Source organism: Rhizobium sp. WYJ-E13, from assembly GCF_018987265.1.
Lineage (GTDB): Bacteria > Pseudomonadota > Alphaproteobacteria > Rhizobiales > Rhizobiaceae > Rhizobium.
In genome coordinates this window covers 3,004,732-3,020,610 of the sequence record NZ_CP076853.1, presented here as the reverse complement: position 1 = coordinate 3,020,610, position 15,879 = coordinate 3,004,732, and the positions used below count along the sequence as shown (strand labels likewise).

Here is a 15,879-nt window from a genome sequence, read left to right as displayed (position 1 = left end):
TAGTAGCCCGCCACAGAGATTATGACGGTTTGTCTTATCGTAGAATGGGCAGGGCTTCTGGTGGGATGAGAAGTTGGATGCTGCGTGCGGCGCCTGGCACGCGGGATATAAAGCCCGCCTTCTCGAGGGTCAGCACCATCTGGTGAACAGACGGAGCCGTAACACCGAAGTGGCGCCGCATGTCGGCTTCGGCCGGAGGCTGTTTGAAGATGCGGCTGTAGGCGTAGATGAAGGCCAGGTACTGGCCTTGGATCTGCGTAAGGCGCCGTCTTGCCGTTGCGGCTTGCGGGTCAAGTGGGGGACTCATTTTGGGATTCATCTGCGTCTCCACGCTGAAGGAGGTGTCGATGAATATAAAGTTTCACATAGAGCTTAGCCAATCGGAACGTGACCAACTGGCCGCTTTGTTGAGCGGGGGGTGCCACAGGTCTCGCAAGATCAAGCGCGCCCAGATCCTGGTCGCAGCGGACGAAGGCTTCAGCGACGAGGTGATCGCGGCAACCTTGAACGTCAGCGGATCGACGATTTACCGGACCAAGCGCCGGTTTGTGGAAGCCAATCTGGAAGGGGCACTCAGCGAAGAACCGCGTCCGGGTGTTGAGCGCAAGCTATCGAGCAAGGAGGAGGCGCTGTTGGTAGCGACCGCTTGCTCAAAGCCGCCGCCCGGGCGAGCCCGCTGGACCCTGGAGCTTCTGGCCGATGAGATGATCCGGCTCACCGACCATGACGAGTTGTCCTCGGAGACCGTGCGTCGCCGGCTGGCTGAGAACCATCTCAAGCCTTGGCGCAAAGACATGTGGTGCATCCCAAAGATCGATGGGGAATACGTCGCGCGCATGGAGGATGTTCTCGACCTCTACGCAGAAACGCCTGATCCACAAAAGCCCGTGGTCTGCTTCGACGAGAGCCCGACCCAACTCATCGGCGAAGTGCGCGAACCCATTGCGGCCAAGCCTGGCCAGCTTGAACGCCACGACTGCGAGTATCGCCGAAACGGCACGGTCAATTTGTTTGTCTTCATGGACGCCCACCGGCCCTGGCGCAGGGTCAAGGTCACTGATCGGCGAACCAACCAAGACTTCGCCGAGTGCATGCGCGAACTGGTCGACGTCGATTATCCCGACGCCCCGATCATCCGCGTGGTGATGGACAACCTCTCCACCCATTCCGCCGGCGCGCTTTACGACGCATTTCCCGCCCCGGAGGCTCGAAGGGTGCTGAAGCGACTGGAGTTCCACCACACGCCCAAGCACGCCAGTTGGCTCAACATGGTCGAGATCGAGATCGGTGTCCTGCGTAGCCAATGCCTCGACCGTCGTATCGACAACAAAGAAACCATCATCGCCGAAGTCGCAGCCTGGGAGCAGCAACGCAACACCCATGGCGCAAAGATCCAATGGATGTTCACAACCGAAAATGCTCGCCAAAAGCTCCGCAAAGCTTACCCCGTCAAAGAGTCATAATCTCTGTGGTGTGGTACTAGTGGCGGTGAATCGGGTCGATCCACGGCACGTCTTCGGGCTTTTCGACCGGCTCGATATCGAGGTTGACGACGACGGGTTCCTGGCCTGAACGCACGACCACGCATTCCAGCGTCTCGTCACGGTTGGCATTGATCTCCTGATGCGGCACGAAGGGCGGCACGTAGATAAAATCGCCGGGGCCGGCTTCGGCGGTGAATTCGAGTTTTTCGCCCCAGCGCATGCGGGCCTTGCCCTTTACCACATTGATGATGCTTTCGAGATCGCCGTGGTGATGGGCGCCAGTCTTGGCGTTAGCATGAATCGTTACCGTGCCCGCCCAGATTTTTTCCGCACCCGCACGTGCATTGTTGATGGCGGTCGCGCGATTCATGCCCGGCGTCTGGGCGGTATTCGGATCGAGCGCATTGCCGGGGATGACCTTCACGCCATGTTCGCGCCAGTCGATATGCTCGTGGCCGTCATCGTCGCTCATGCCGCTCCTCCTGCTTCTCATGGCAATCTAGGTAAGGCGAGGCCAGCGGCCAAGAGTTGCTGGCTGGCATTGCGGCGAAAAAGGCCGGTTGGCATCGGTTTCAGTGCCGTGGAAGTGGAGGATCGGAAGTTTCCGATAGCGAAGATGCACGACTGTGCGCTATCACGCCATGACAGGTTGGAAAGCGCTCGAATATGACACAGAACACTGGCCGCGATGCCGCTCCGACGATTGCCGATGTTGCAAAGCTGGCAGGAGTGTCGCGCGCGGTTGCGAGCCGGGCGCTTTCCAACGAGCCACGGCCGGTTTCGGCCGATAAACGTGAACGCGTGGTCGAGGCGGCCGCCCGGCTTGGCTACAAGCCGAATCTTCTGGCGCAGAGCCTGACGACCAAGACGGTCAATCTCGTCGCCGTGGTCGTCAACCACATCCATGATCTGTCCGACCTCGACCTTTTCGACCGGTTGCTTGACCAGATCCAGGCGACCGGCAAGCAGGTCATCATGATCCGCATTGGGTCGGTCGCCCGCGTCGAGGAATTTCTGCGTAATGGCGTCGCCTACCATGTCGATGCGGCGCTGGTCTTTTCGGATTTTGCGGATGCGGCCACGGTGAGGCGCATGTTCCGCTCCGATCTTGTCGTCATGCTGAACGGTCTGCATGACGATCTTTCGCCGGTTGTCATTCCCGATGAGGGCATCGGCATCGCCGAAGCCGTTGCCGATGCGGCGAAGAAAGGCGTGGACCGGGCGGGGCTCGTTACCGGCCGTTCGTCCTCGCCGATGGAGCAGGCGCGCATCGCTTTCTACAAGCAGGCTTTCGCGAAGAACGGCATAGAATTGGTGCGCACGGTGCAAGGCGACTATTCCTATGAGAGCGGGCATGCGGCGGCAAGGGAACTGACCGGCGCCGATTGCCCGGATGCGATCTTCTGCACGTCGGATGCGATGGCCATGGGCATTCTCGATGTCTGCCGAGCCGATTTTCCCGCCAACCGGCCGACGCGCTTCCGTCTCTACGGTTTCGACAACCTGTCGCTGACCGATTTCGATGCCTATCCGATTTCCTCGATCGGCTACGACAAGGGCATCTATGTCGAGCATATCGTGGATTTCATCGCCAATCCCGGCGATTTTCACCCAGGCCAGCCGCCGGTCATCGTGCCGACGACCTATTTTCCGCGCCTGACCTCTTGACGCCAAACAGGCCGCCCGGAGGCGGCCTGTGAGGATCGTCTACCACTGCGGGTTCAGGGCCGGCGGGTTGGCTTCTGCACCCCATCATGTACGCTTCAAATCGGTTTCATCGTGTCATTTGTATGCTGATGTCAAGAACGTCTAGTACGGAAATGCTGATATATCTGTGGCGAAAAGTTCGTTTGTAGCCAGTTACGATGCGCGGAATATTTTTCGTCAAAACCGGAAAAAGCTGGATGAATATGGACTGCACAATATCTCGCCACGTCGTTAGCCTTTATCGCACAAAGAAAGAGCAATCCGCATGAGCCAGCTTCCCCATATCGATTACGACACCGCTTCCGAAGAGATTCGCGCAGCTCATGACGAGGAAGTGCGGGTTCGCGGCAACATGACCAACATGAAGCGGACGCTGCTGCATTCGCCGGAGGCGCACCGCATCTACGCCGAATGGTTTACCCTGCGGGCCGAGCTCAATCCGGCCATCAGCGACCGGGAAATCTGGATCTTCTCGCACTCGATCTCCAAGGCCCTGAAGTCCGATATCGCCATCACCTTCTTTCGCCGGGCGCTGATCAAGAACGGGTTCAACCCCGATGCTCTGGAGTTGAGCGAGACCGAATCGCTGCTTAAACGTTTTGGCGCGGCTATTGTCGCCGATTCCAATGCCGTTCCCGCCGAAATCTGGGCCAAGCTGAAGGCGCGCTACGACACCAAGGTGCTCGTCGATCTCGTGGCCTTTGCCGGCGTCATGATTGCCACTGCCGTCTACATCAATGTTGTCGAGGTTGATTTCGACCCCGAGCTTGAAGCTTTTGCCGAAGGCGCCAACTGAGTTTTTCATCACCCGAGGGGAGTTTTCCGTGTCCATCATCACCAGCCGCGCCAAATTGCTCGGCACCGTTTTCAGCCTGGCTCTGGTTTTCAGCGCGCCGGCCGTACACGCCGAAACGCCGCCAAATGTGCTCGTCGTTGCCCAGTCGATCGACGATGCCGTCAGCTTCGATCCGGCCGAAGGCTTCGAGCTGACGACGGTTCAGTCCTTCAACAATATCTATCAGCGCCTCGTGCAGTCCAACCGCGATGACGGGACAAAGATCGAGGCCGCACTCGCTGCCACCTGGGAAGCCGGCAGCGATGGCAAGAGCCTGACCTTTGCGCTCGCCGACGCCAAGTTCGCCTCCGGCAATCCGGTTCGCCCCGAAGACGTAATCTTCTCGCTGACGCGCGCCGTGAAGCTCAACAAGTCGCCGGCCTTCATCCTCAACGAACTCGGCTGGAAGGCCGACAATGTCGATGCCGCCATCACCAAGGTTGACAACAAGCACGTCAAACTCACCTGGACGGCCGATGTCGGCTCCGGCTTCGCGCTGTCGATCCTGACGGCGCCGATCGCCTCCATCGTCGATGAGCAGACGATTTCGGCGCAGGCCAAGGACAATGATTTCGGCAATGGCTGGCTGAAGACCAATTCGGCCGGCAGCGGCGCCTATACGATCGCCACCTACACCCCGCATGAGGCGCTGGTGCTGCAGGCCAATGCCAATTCCTCCGACAAGCCGACGCTCGAAAGCGTCATCATCCGCAACGTGCCTGACGTCGGTGCCCGCCGCCTGCTCGTCGAGCAGGGCGATGCCGATATTGCCCGTGGCCTGTCTGCCGACCAGATCGAAGCGCTGAAGGACAAGAGCGGTATCAAGGTGCTCTCCGTTCCCTCCGCCCGCCAGGACTATATCCTGCTGAACAGCAAGGCGAACCCGACGCTCGGCAATCCGGCTTTCTGGGAAGCGGCACGTTACCTCGTCGATTATGACGGCATCACCAAGAACCTGTTGCGTGGCCAGAGCAGCGTTCACCAGGCCTTCCTGCCGAACGGTTTCCCGGGCGCTCTCAGCGACACGCCCTTCAAGCTCGATGTCGAGAAGGCCAAGAAGATCCTTGCTGACGCCAGCATCAAGACGCCGTTCAAGGTCGAATTCATCGTCTTCAACGACCAGCCGTTCCTCTCGGTCGCCCAGTCGCTGCAGTCGACCTTCGCCCAGGCCGGCATCACGCTCGACATCCAGCCGGGCGTTGCCAGCGACATCTATGCCCGCGGCCGTTCCGGCAAGTTCGAGATGACGCTGCGCTACTGGATCCCGGACTATTTCGACGCACATTCCAACGCCAGCGCCTTCGCGATCAACAAGGACAATTCGGCCAATACGGTTGCCAAGCAGGCCGGCTGGGTAATCCCGGAACTGACCGACGAGACGCTCGCCGCCGTCAAGGAGCAGGATGCCGCCAAGCGTGCTGCGCTCTATCAGGATCTGCAGAAGAAGATCCAGGCAAGCTCGCCCTTCGTTTTCATGCTTCAAGGCAATGATCAGGTCGTGCTAAGCGACAAGGTGAAGAACTATGTGCAGGGTCTCAACGCAGACCAGGTCTATTACGACAAGGTAGCGAAATAAGTGCCGCAAACGGCAACGCATAATCGTGCCGAGATGACCAACTCCCGCCAGCGCAACAGCTGGCGGGAGTTGTCGTTCCTCTGGCCGCTTTCGAAATGGCTGTGGTCCTTTGCGCTGACGCTCTTCGGGCTGGCGCTGGTGACCTTTGCGATGACGCGGCTGTCGCCGATTGATCCGGCGCTGCAACTCGTCGGCGATCATGCGAGCCAGTCGACCTATGAGCAGGCGCGGCTGGAACTCGGGCTTGATCAGCCACTGCCGGTGCAGTTTTTTCGTTATGTCAAGACGGCTCTGTCGGGCAATTTCGGCCAGTCGATCTCGACCGGCCAGCCGGTGGCGAAGGATATCGCCCGCACCTTTCCGGCGACGATCGAGCTTGCGACGGCTGCGATCATCCTTGGTGCCGGCGTAGGATTGGCGCTTGGCATTGCAGCCGCCATGCGGCAGGGGTCCTGGGTGGATGGTCTCGCCCGTTTCGTCTCGCTCTTCGGATACTCCGTGCCGATCTTCTGGCTCGGCCTGCTAATGCTGCTGCTGTTCTACGCGAGGCTGCACTGGGCGCCGGGGCCGGGCAGGGCGGATGTCGTCTTTCAATATACCGTCAAATCGGTCACTGGTTTTGCGCTTGTTGATACCTGGATATCGGGCAAAGTGGGCGCCTTTCGCGATGCGCTGGCGCATCTGGCGCTGCCGGCGATCGTGCTTGCCTTCCATGCGCTCGCCGCGATTTCGCGGCTGACGCGCGCCGCGATCCTGACCGAACTTGGGCAGGAATATGTGACGACCGCGCGGGCCAAGGGTGCGAGCCTTGGGCGCATCGTCTTCGTCCATATCCTGCCGAACGTCTCCGGCAGGTTGCTGACGGTGATAGCCATCTCCTATGCGAGCCTGCTGGAAGGCGCGGTGCTGACGGAGACCGTCTTCGCCTGGCCAGGCATCGGCCGGTATCTGACGACTGCGATGTTTGCTGGCGACATGCCGGCGATCCTCGGGGCGACACTGGTCGTCGGTGCTTCCTTCGTGCTTCTCAACGCGCTGACCGATCTCGGTGTGGCGCGGCTGGAATCGGGGAAGAAGCGATGAGCGCGATCGTCCAGGCGCCGCTCGGCGGCCCATCTTTCCTGCGGAGCGTATTGCGTTCGCCTTCGGCGACGACGGGCAGTGCGGTCGTGCTCTTCATTCTGGCGCTTGCGCTGCTGGCGCCGTTGATTGCGCCCTACGATCCGAACCTGCAGGAAACGGCCAATCGTTTGATGCTGCCGAGTGCAGCGCATTGGTTCGGTACGGATGGTTTCGGCCGGGATATTCTGTCACGCATCATTTATGGCGCGCGGCCAACGCTGCTGCTGGTGCTCGTCGTGGTACTGCTGATGGCGCCGCTTGGGATTCTGGTCGGCATCCTCTCGGGTTTCTTCGGCGGCATCACAGAGCGCGTGCTGATGCGGATGACCGATATCGTCATGTCCTTCCCGCGGCTTCTGCTCGCCTTCGCCTTCGTTGCCATCATGGGGCCGGGGCTGATCAACGGCGCGCTGGCGCTGGCGCTGACGAGTTGGCCCGCCTATGCGCGCCAGGCCCGCGTCGAGACTGCGGCGCTCAGACGCAGCGATTATCTGGCGGCGGCCGAAATGGTTGGCATTCGCGGGGTGCGGTTGCTCTGGGGGCATATCCTGCCGTTAGTACTGCCTTCGGCGATCATCCGTCTGGCGCTCGATCTCTCGGGTATCATTCTTGCGGCAGCCGGCCTTGGTTTCCTCGGTCTCGGCGTGCGCCCGCCGACGGCGGAATGGGGTTCGATGGTTTCGGAGGGAACGCAGGTGATCTTCGATCAGTGGTGGGTGGCGGCCGTGCCGGGCTTTGCCATTCTGATCACCTCCTTCGCCTTCAACCTGCTGGCCGATGGCCTGCGCGATATCCTGGATCCGCGCCATGATTGAGCCGCTGCTTTCCGTTGAGGATCTGTCGATCGCCTTTCCATCGGAGGCAGGGTCGGTGCATGTTGTCGATGGTATCTCCTTCTCGGTCGGGCGCGAGGTCGTTGCGCTCGTCGGCGAATCCGGTTCCGGCAAGTCGATGACGGGTAGGGCGATCATGGGTCTTTTGCCGCGTCGGGCGGAAGTGAGGGCAAAGCGTCTCGCCTTCGACGGGCAGGAGTTGACGACGCTTTCCGCATCCGGCTGGAACAGGCTGCGCGGCAGCGGCCTCGGGCTGATCCTGCAGGATCCGAAATATTCACTGAACCCAGCCCACAGGGTTGGCCGGCAGGTGGAAGAGGCGTTGCTCCTGCATACGAGGCTTTCTGCTGCCGAGCGGCGCAAGCGGGCGTTCGATATGCTGGACAAGGTCGGTCTGCCCGATCCGCAGCGCGTCTATTCGAGCTATCCGGCCACCCTTTCCGGCGGCATGGGACAGCGCGTGATGATCGCCGCCATGCTGATCAACCGGCCGAAACTGTTGATCGCCGACGAGCCCACTTCGGCGCTGGATCGCGGCCTGCAGGAGCAGATCCTGACGCTGTTGCGATCGCTGACCGAAGAGCTCGGCATGGGGCTGCTGCTCATCAGTCATGATCTGCAGCAGGTCTCGCGCTATGCCGATCGCGTCATGGTGATGCGGCACGGCAGGATCGAGGAGCAGATGGCGTCTGCCGATCTTGCCAATGCCAAATCGGATTATACGCGGGCGCTCTGGGCTGCCCGGCCTTCGGCCGCGACCTACGGGACGCAGTTGCCGGTTTACGGAGGCGAGGCATGAGCGCGCTCTCCGTCTCCGATCTCTCGGTGACCTTTCAGGGCGACGGTAAGGGTTTTACCGCCGTACGCGGCGTTAGCTTCGAGGTCGCGCCGGGCGAGACCTTCGGTCTGATCGGTCCCTCCGGCTGCGGCAAGACGACGGTGCTGCGTGCTGTCGCCGGGTTGAACACCAACTGGCAGGGCTCCATCACGGTCTTCGATGAGAAATTGCTGCCAGGACATAAGATCACCGGCGCGCTGCGCTCCAACATCCAGATGGTGTTTCAGGATCCTTATTCCTCGCTGCATCCGCGCCATCGCATTTCCCGTATTCTCGGCGAGCCGTTGGCGCTGCGTGGTATGCGCAATATCGAGGAAGAGGTGCGCATCGCACTCGATCAAGTCGGCCTGCCAGCCTCTGCAGCCGGGCGATATCCGCACCAGCTCTCAGGAGGGCAGCGGCAGCGCGTGGCGATCGCCCGCGCGCTGCTTTTGAAGCCGAGGCTGCTGTTGCTCGATGAGCCGACTTCGGCGCTCGACGTCTCGGTGCAGGCCGAAATCCTGAACCTGCTGAACGACCTGAAGGCCTCGCATGGCATGACTTTCGTGCTCGTCAGCCACGATCCCGGGGTCGTCGCGCATATGTGCGACCGGGCCGTGCTGATGCAGGCCGGCCGCATCGAAAGCGAACTCGACCGCGCCGCGCTTTCGCAAGGCGGCTGGGTCGAGCAGCTTGCCGCACGCTAGTTACGCGAGGGGCAAGATCAGGACATCGCGGGCCGGCACTTCGATACGCTCGGCATTATAGGCATGGTTTACCGGCCATGCCGGCTTGCCGCCTGACAGTTTCCCGTTTGCGAGCGTGACTGTCGTTGTCTGGGGCTTGCGCGTCGGATTGACCAGCCAGAGGAAGCTGCCCTTTTCGCCCTTATGGATACGGGCGAAGACCGCATGATTGGAAAGCGTCGCATGATGTGTCCTGCCGCTCCATTTCACCAGTTCGGCGAAGAAGGCGGCATTGGCCTTGCCGTCGGTGCGGTAGAAGGCGACCGAGGGGTTGGTGCCGATCAGAAGGGTGCGACCCCTGCCGAAGCGGTTTTCGACGACGGCAAGACGCCCGCCATCGAACGTGCCGCGGCCGGTGCCGCCGGTCAGGCGGTAGGACTGGAGGAGACCGCCGCCATCGACGGCTAAGTCGTCGAACTTGAAGTGGATACGGTTGCCGATATCGGGCATGAATTCCACTTCTTCCTCGCGGGCACCGAAGACCTCGTCGAGCCCCATATTCGGCTGCACCTGGCCGACATGGCCGCGGTCGCCGAAATAGCCGGGGCAGGCCTCGGCAATCAGCGTGCCGCCCTTTTCCACCCAGGCCTTAAGGCGTGCTGCCTGTTCGGCGGTAAACATGATCGGGTAGGGGAAATAGAGGAAATCGTAGGCGTCTATATCGTCGATATGGACCCAATCCGGCTGCAGTCCCTGTGCGAGGAAGGCGCGATAGGCGCCCCACATGGCTTCCGGATAGGGCTTTTCCTTGCGGTCGTAATTCAGCAGATAATCCCATTCCTGCGTCTCGGGGATAACGAGAATGCCGACTTCGCCACGCACCGGCTTTGCGTCCCAGAGTGTCTTCTGCGCCGGGTCGTTCGCCCACTTTGCCATGGCGCTCTGCATGTCGGATCGCGGCGTGCGGCTGCCGTCCATGCCATAGGCGCCGAAGGCGCCGAAGAGCGGGCCGTCGAGTAGCGGGCGCCAGCGTAGGTTCAGCACGCCGCGGGCGCCGCCAGCGAAGGAGGTCATGCTCCAGATGCGGATATCCTCGGGCTCGGCGACACGGCCGTCTTCTTTGTCGCGGCCAATGACCTGCGGCTGCAGCCAGAGCGGCCCGCCCTGGCGCTCGGCATGCCAGAAGGGTTTGCCGCGGGCAGCGGCGCGGTTGATATCGACACCATACCAGGTCTTCCAGGGTTCGGTACCCTTGCGGGCCTGGATCCAGGTGAAGCCGTAGATTTCCACCTTGGAGGCGGCGAGCCAGTCGTCGCAGCCATTGGCGGCCATGTTGGGGATCGCGCCTGATATGCCGTGGGCGGCGATGACATTCTTCTGATCAACGGCGCGGATCGTATCGATACGCCACTGCATCTGGCCATAGAAGTTGTCGCGCTTGAACTGCAGCCAGTCGATGCATTCGGGATAGGGAGCCATGTGGACCGGCGGCTCGACATCATCCCATTCGGCGTAGCTGTAGCGATGCCAGGCTTTGGCCAGCACTTTCAGGCTGCCGTATTTCTTCTCCAGCCATTTGCGGAAGGCGGCCTTGGCATAGCTGCTGTAATCGACATCGGCGGAATAGTTGACCTCGTTCCAGACGTCATAGCCGTAGATCGCCGGGTGATCCTTGTAGCGAGTGGCGAGTGCCGTCAGGAACCTGCCGGCCGCCTCCTTCACTTCCGGGCAGTTCAGAGTTAGCGCACCGGCGCCGCCGCCATTGTTGGAAAAGCCGCCGGTTGCAGCCGAGACGCCCATATAGGAGCCGAGCTTGGTGCCGTCGGCATTGACCTGCAGTGCATCGGCATACTTGCGTACCGCCCAGTCCGGCACGGCATGAATGAGTTCGGCGATAACAGTCTTGATGCCGTTCCTGGCGGCGAGATCGAGCTGGCGGTCATATTCTTCCCAGTCGTAGACGCCGGGGGTCACTTCGATCGCACTCCACATGAACCAGTGGCGGAAGATGTTCAGGCCATCTTCGCCTGCCGTCGTGTAGTCGCGTTCCCAATCGTCGCGCGGCGGATTGGACTTGCGAAAATAGACGGCGCCGAAAGGGAATTGGATATCGTTTCTAAGCATTGTCCTGTCCTTCTCTATCGATGTCCGGACATGGCTTCGCCGTCCGGAGAAAAGGCTCCGGCAGGAGGCAATCGAAGATGTTGTCCGGGTGTTCTAGGTGGTCCTGATCTAGCGCGGCCCTCCGGCGAGGAGTTCGAGCGTCCGGATAAGGGCGGAATGGTCGCGTTCGCCGTCGCCATTGGCAACAGCGGCATTCATCAGCTGCTGGGTGGCCGCCGTGTTCGGCAACGACAGATCAAGCGCGCGGGCGGCGTCTACGGCAAGCGTCATGTCCTTGCGGTGCAGGCGGATGCGGAAACCGGGATCGAAGGTTTCCTTGACCATGCGTTCGCCGTGAACTTCCAGGATGCGCGAGGCGGCAAAGCCCCCCATCAGGGCGGCGCGAACCTTGGCCGGATCGGCGCCGGCGCGTTTGGCAAAGAGCAGAGCTTCGGAGACGGCTTCGATGGTCAGGCCAACAATGATCTGGTTGGCGACCTTGGCCGTCTGGCCGTCGCCGACGCCGCCGACCAGCGTGATGTTCTTGCCCATCTTCTCGAAGAGCGGCCGGGCGCGCTCGAAAGCTTCTTCCTTGCCGCCGATCATGATCGTCAACGAGGCGGCCTTGGCGCCGACCTCTCCGCCGGAGACCGGCGCATCGAGATAGTCACAGCCGAGCGCTTCGATGCGCTTGGCAAAGCTTTTGGTGGCGACAGGCGAGATCGAGCTCATGTCGATGACGAGCTTGCCTGCAGACAAGCCGGAGGCAACACCGTTATCGCCGAAGAGCACGGCTTCGACGTCAGGTGTATCCGGCAGCATCAGGATGATGATGTCGGCGGCTTCCGCGACAGCCCTAGCGCTGTGAGCAGGCTTGCCGCCCTTGGTGACGAGATGCTGGGAGGCTTCCTTCACGCGGCTCAGATGCAGCGAATGGCCGGCATCGATCAGGTGTTCCGCCATCGGGCGGCCCATGACGCCCAGTCCGATAAAACCGATATTCATGTCTCGCTCATTTCCGATAGGGTTTCATCCAGCCAAGACCTTCGCTGGTGCCGGCCTTGGGCTTGTACTCGCAGCCAACCCAACCGTCGTAGCCGAGGCGGTCGAGTTCGGAGAGGATGAAGCCGTAATTGATCTCGCCCGTGCCGGGTTCGTTGCGGCCGGGATTGTCGGCGATCTGCACATGGGCGATCCGGTCCTTCAGCCGGATGAAGGCTGGGATCAGGTCGCCCTGCATGATCTGCATGTGGTAGAAATCATACTGGATGTAGAGATTGTCGGAACCGACCTTGTCGAGGATGCGCTCGGCATGATCGGTGCTGGACAGGAAGAAGCCGGGAATATCGCGCAAGTTGATCGGCTCGATCAGCAGCTTCACGCCGGCGTCGGCAGCACGCTCAGCGGCATATTTCAGGTTCTTGACCAGCACCTTCTCCAGCGTATCGAGATCGGCACCATCAGGCACGAGACCGGAGATGACGTTGACCTGCGGGCAGGCGAGCGCCTTGGCATAGTCGAGGGCCAGCGAAATGCCGTTGCGGAATTCCTCGATGCGATCCGGCAGGCAGGCAATGCCGCGTTCGCCGCCGGCCCAATCGCCAGAGGGAACGTTGAAGAGCGCCTGCCTCAGGCCGTTTGCCTTGAGCGCATCGGCGACCTTTTCCTTCGGTTCGGCATAGGGGCCGAGATATTCGAGCGCACCGAAGCCGTCTTTTGCGGCGGCGGCGAAACGGTCAAGGAAGGCGAGGTCCTGATAGAGAAAGGAAAGATTGGCGGAGAATTTCGGCACTGGAACATCCTCAGGCATTGGCGGTAGCGATGAAACGATGCCGGTGCAGCATGCGCTTATCGCGCGGGTCGGGATTGGGAACGGCTGAAATGAGGCTCTTCGTATAGGCTTCCTGCGGCGCGGTGCAGATCTGTTCGGCCTCGCCGAGTTCGACGATCTTGCCGCGATGCATGACGGCCACGCGGTCACAGAAGTAGCGTACCACGGAAATATCGTGGGAAATGAAGATGAAGCTCAGGTTCAGCCGCTGGCGGATATCGAGCAGAAGGTCGAGGATCTGGCTGCGGATGGACACGTCGAGCGCCGAGGTTGCTTCATCGGCGATGATGATGCGCGGATCGAGCGCGAGTGAGCGGGCGATGCCGATGCGCTGGCGCTGGCCGCCCGAGAAAGCGTGCGGATAGCGCTCCATGCCCATCGGATCGAGGCCGACGAGGCGCATCAATTCGGCGACACGATCTTCCAGCGCCTTGCCCTTGGCAAGGCCGTTGACGATCAGCGGGTCGCCGATCACCTCTTTGACGGTCATGCGTGGGTTGAGCGAGGCGAAAGGATCCTGGAAGACTAGGCGGACTTCGCGGTGGAAGTTGCGAAGCTCTTTCTTGCCGAGCTTGGTGACGTCGGTCTCGCCTCCGTCCCTGCCGCGATAGAGGACGGTACCGGTCGTCGGTTCCACGGTGCGCAGGATAAGGCGGCCGAGCGTCGTCTTACCCGAGCCGCTTTCACCGACGATGCCAAGGTTTTCGCCGGGATAGAGGTCGAAATTGGCGTCGTCGACGGCGCGCAGCGTATTGGCATTGCCGTGCCAACCAAAGGTCTTGCTGAGATTGCGCACCGACAGGATCGGCTGCGGCGCTTCCGGTGAGAGCGCGATGGCCGGCAGCCTGCCTTCGACGTGATGGGTGAGCTTCACCGTCGAGGCCAGCAATTGGCGCGTATAGGGATGGGTGGCGGCGTGATAGATGGTATCGACCAAGCCGCGCTCCACGATATGGCCGAAGCGCATGACGGCGACGTCGTCAGCCACTTCCGCGACCACGCCCATATCATGGGTGATGAGCAGCATCGCCATGCCGCGCTCCACCTGCAGGCGTTTGATGAGATCGAGGATTTCTGCCTGCGTCGTCACGTCGAGAGCGGTCGTGGGCTCGTCGGCGATCAGGATGTCAGGATTGCCTGCTAGCGCCATGGCGATCATGGCGCGCTGGCGCATGCCGCCGGAGAATTCGAACGTGTAGCGATCGGCCATCTTGTCGGGATTGGGGATCTCGACCTGCCGCAGCAGCTCGACCATGCGGGCACGGGCCGCCTTCTTGTCGAGATTGCTGTGCAGGCGGATCGCCTCGACGATCTGCGAGCCGATCGTGTGGACCGGTGAGAGCGAGCTCATCGGCTCCTGGAAGATAAGGCCGATACGCCGGCCGCGGATCTCCCGCATGGTGCGGCTGCCGGGCTGAAAGGTGGCGATATCGGTGATCTCGCTTCCGTTGCGCAGGAGGATCCGGCCGCCGACGATGGTGCCGGGCTTGTCGACGATCTGCAACAACGAGCGGGCCGTCACGCTCTTGCCCGAGCCGCTTTCGCCGACGAGGCAGAGCGTCTGGCCGCGCTTGAGCTGGAAGCTGACATCTTCGACGGCGTGCAGGATATGCGTGCGCAGCCGGAAGTCGATCGAGAGGTTTTCAACCGAGAGGACGACGTCATCGGGAAGATCGGTCATGGCTTCCTCCTCAATTGTCATAGGGGTCGGCCGCATCGCGCAGGCCGTCACCGAAGAAGTTGAAGGACAGGACGGCGATGACGACCGCCAGTGACGGCCAGATCAGCAGCCAGGGCGCGGTCGCGACCGTGCGGATGTTCTGGGCGTCCTGCAGCAGCACACCCCAGCTGACAACAGGCGGCTTGAGGCCGATGCCGAGGAAGGAAAGCGAGGTTTCGGCAACGATCATCGTCGGCACTGCGAGTGTGACGACGGCGAGGATATGGCTCGTCAGCGAGGGCAGAATGTGGCGGAAGATCAGCCTTGCTTCGCTTGAGCCGTCGAGTTTCGCGGCGGTCACGAAATCCTCGCTGCGCAGTGCCAGGAAGCGGCCTCGCACTTCGCGGGCAAGACTTGTCCAGCCAAGCAGTGAGACGATGATGGTGATGACGAAATAAACGTTGACCGGCGACCATGTGAGTGGGATCGCAGCGGCCAGGCCGAGCCAGAGCGGGATGGTCGGCATGGCGCTGACGACTTCGATGACGCGCTGGATCAGCGTATCCACCCAGCCGCCGTAGAAGCCGGAGATCGAGCCGAGCACGACGCCGAGCACCAGTGACATGGCGACGCCAACGAGGCCGATCGACATGGAAATGCGGGTGCCGTAGATCAGCCGCGTGAGAACGTCACGGCCGAGGCGGTCAGCGCCGAGCAGGTACATGGGATCGTCAGGATTGATCGGGCCGAAGAAGTGCGTGGTCATCGGGATCAGGCCCCATAGATAATAGGCTGGGCCCCTGACGAAGAAACCGACCGGCACGACCTTACTATCGTCGACTACGAAGGTGCGCCTCAGCGCCACCTTGTCGATTTCCACCTTGTAGCCTTTCACATGGAAATTGAATTCCGAGCTGCCATCCGGTTTGGTAACGAAGAAGCTGAGGCCCTGCGGGGGCGCGTAGGTATATTGCGGCTTGGAGGTTGTGGGCAGGGAAGGCGCCAGGAATTCGGCAAAGAGACCGATGAGATAGAGGAGCAGGATAATCACGCCGGCGACCATCGCCACCTTCTGGCGGATCAGCTTGCCGGCAATCAGCCGCCAGGGACCGATGGCTGCTGTCGATACGGTCTTGCCCTGCTTCAGCGGGCTGATCGAAGGGCCGTCGGCGGCGACATGCAGGGGACCGTTATGGGTTGCGAATGTTTCGTGCGTCATCGGCGC

General features: G+C 61.4%; 15 protein-coding genes. 8 read left to right on the top strand and 7 right to left on the bottom strand.

Annotation, left to right across the window (positions count from 1 at the left end; all coding sequences use genetic code 11):
* Positions 1–34: 34 nt before the first annotated feature.
* On the bottom strand, positions 35–307 hold the full coding sequence (locus tag KQ933_RS15195) for a LexA family transcriptional regulator (RefSeq protein WP_216755658.1): 273 nt from the start codon (positions 305–307) through the stop codon (positions 35–37).
* A 40-nt stretch (positions 308–347) separates the two neighbouring features.
* Here KQ933_RS15195 and KQ933_RS15190 point away from each other — a divergent pair, with 40 nt between their 5' ends.
* Positions 348–1,463, top strand: a complete 1,116-nt coding sequence (locus KQ933_RS15190) for an IS630 family transposase (protein WP_216755657.1) — start codon at positions 348–350, stop codon at positions 1,461–1,463.
* Between the two features lie 16 nt (positions 1,464–1,479).
* On the opposite strand, the gene KQ933_RS15185 is transcribed toward KQ933_RS15190, so the two are convergent.
* Positions 1,480–1,956: a cupin domain-containing protein gene (locus KQ933_RS15185; protein ID WP_216755656.1), complete on the bottom strand. Its 477-nt coding sequence runs from the start codon at positions 1,954–1,956 to the stop codon at positions 1,480–1,482.
* Between the two features lie 194 nt (positions 1,957–2,150).
* Here KQ933_RS15185 and KQ933_RS15180 point away from each other — a divergent pair, with 194 nt between their 5' ends.
* The 7 genes from KQ933_RS15180 to KQ933_RS15150 all read left to right on the top strand — a co-directional run bounded on the left by KQ933_RS15180 (position 2,151) and on the right by KQ933_RS15150 (position 9,081).
* Entirely contained in the window at positions 2,151–3,152 is a 1,002-nt protein-coding gene (locus tag KQ933_RS15180; protein ID WP_216755655.1) for a LacI family DNA-binding transcriptional regulator, read from the top strand.
* Between the two features lie 304 nt (positions 3,153–3,456).
* Positions 3,457–3,987, top strand: coding sequence for a hypothetical protein (locus KQ933_RS15175; RefSeq protein WP_216755654.1), 531 nt, complete (start codon positions 3,457–3,459; stop codon positions 3,985–3,987).
* 28 nt (positions 3,988–4,015) lie between these two features.
* Positions 4,016–5,602, top strand: a complete 1,587-nt coding sequence (locus KQ933_RS15170; protein WP_216755653.1) for an ABC transporter substrate-binding protein — start codon at positions 4,016–4,018, stop codon at positions 5,600–5,602.
* Positions 5,603–6,685, top strand: coding sequence for an ABC transporter permease (locus tag KQ933_RS15165; RefSeq protein WP_216755652.1), 1,083 nt, complete (start codon positions 5,603–5,605; stop codon positions 6,683–6,685).
* Positions 6,682–7,539 (top strand): ABC transporter permease, encoded by an 858-nt coding sequence (locus KQ933_RS15160; protein WP_216755651.1) that lies wholly within the window; start codon positions 6,682–6,684, stop codon positions 7,537–7,539. The genes KQ933_RS15165 and KQ933_RS15160 overlap by 4 nt, the downstream gene beginning before the upstream one ends.
* Positions 7,532–8,356 carry an ABC transporter ATP-binding protein gene (locus tag KQ933_RS15155; RefSeq protein WP_216755650.1) on the top strand — a complete coding sequence of 275 codons (825 nt, stop codon included), beginning with the start codon at positions 7,532–7,534 and terminating at the stop codon, positions 8,354–8,356. Before KQ933_RS15160 ends, KQ933_RS15155 begins: the two co-directional genes overlap by 8 nt.
* Entirely contained in the window at positions 8,353–9,081 is a 729-nt protein-coding gene (locus tag KQ933_RS15150; RefSeq protein WP_216755649.1) for an ABC transporter ATP-binding protein, read from the top strand. Before KQ933_RS15155 ends, KQ933_RS15150 begins: the two co-directional genes overlap by 4 nt.
* On the opposite strand, the gene KQ933_RS15145 is transcribed toward KQ933_RS15150, so the two are convergent.
* From KQ933_RS15145 to KQ933_RS15125, 5 genes are all read right to left on the bottom strand, one after another.
* Positions 9,082–11,184, bottom strand: a complete 2,103-nt coding sequence (locus KQ933_RS15145) for a beta-galactosidase (RefSeq protein ID WP_216755648.1) — start codon at positions 11,182–11,184, stop codon at positions 9,082–9,084.
* Between the two features lie 108 nt (positions 11,185–11,292).
* Entirely contained in the window at positions 11,293–12,168 is an 876-nt protein-coding gene (locus KQ933_RS15140) for a 2-hydroxy-3-oxopropionate reductase (RefSeq protein ID WP_216755647.1), read from the bottom strand.
* A gap of 7 nt (positions 12,169–12,175) precedes the next feature.
* Positions 12,176–12,955: a 2-oxo-tetronate isomerase gene (gene otnI, locus KQ933_RS15135; protein ID WP_216755646.1), complete on the bottom strand. Its 780-nt coding sequence runs from the start codon at positions 12,953–12,955 to the stop codon at positions 12,176–12,178.
* A gap of 10 nt (positions 12,956–12,965) precedes the next feature.
* Entirely contained in the window at positions 12,966–14,675 is a 1,710-nt protein-coding gene (locus KQ933_RS15130) for an ABC transporter ATP-binding protein (protein ID WP_216755645.1), read from the bottom strand.
* Between the two features lie 10 nt (positions 14,676–14,685).
* Entirely contained in the window at positions 14,686–15,873 is a 1,188-nt protein-coding gene (locus tag KQ933_RS15125) for an ABC transporter permease (protein WP_216755644.1), read from the bottom strand.
* Between the last annotated feature and the right edge of the window lie 6 nt (positions 15,874–15,879).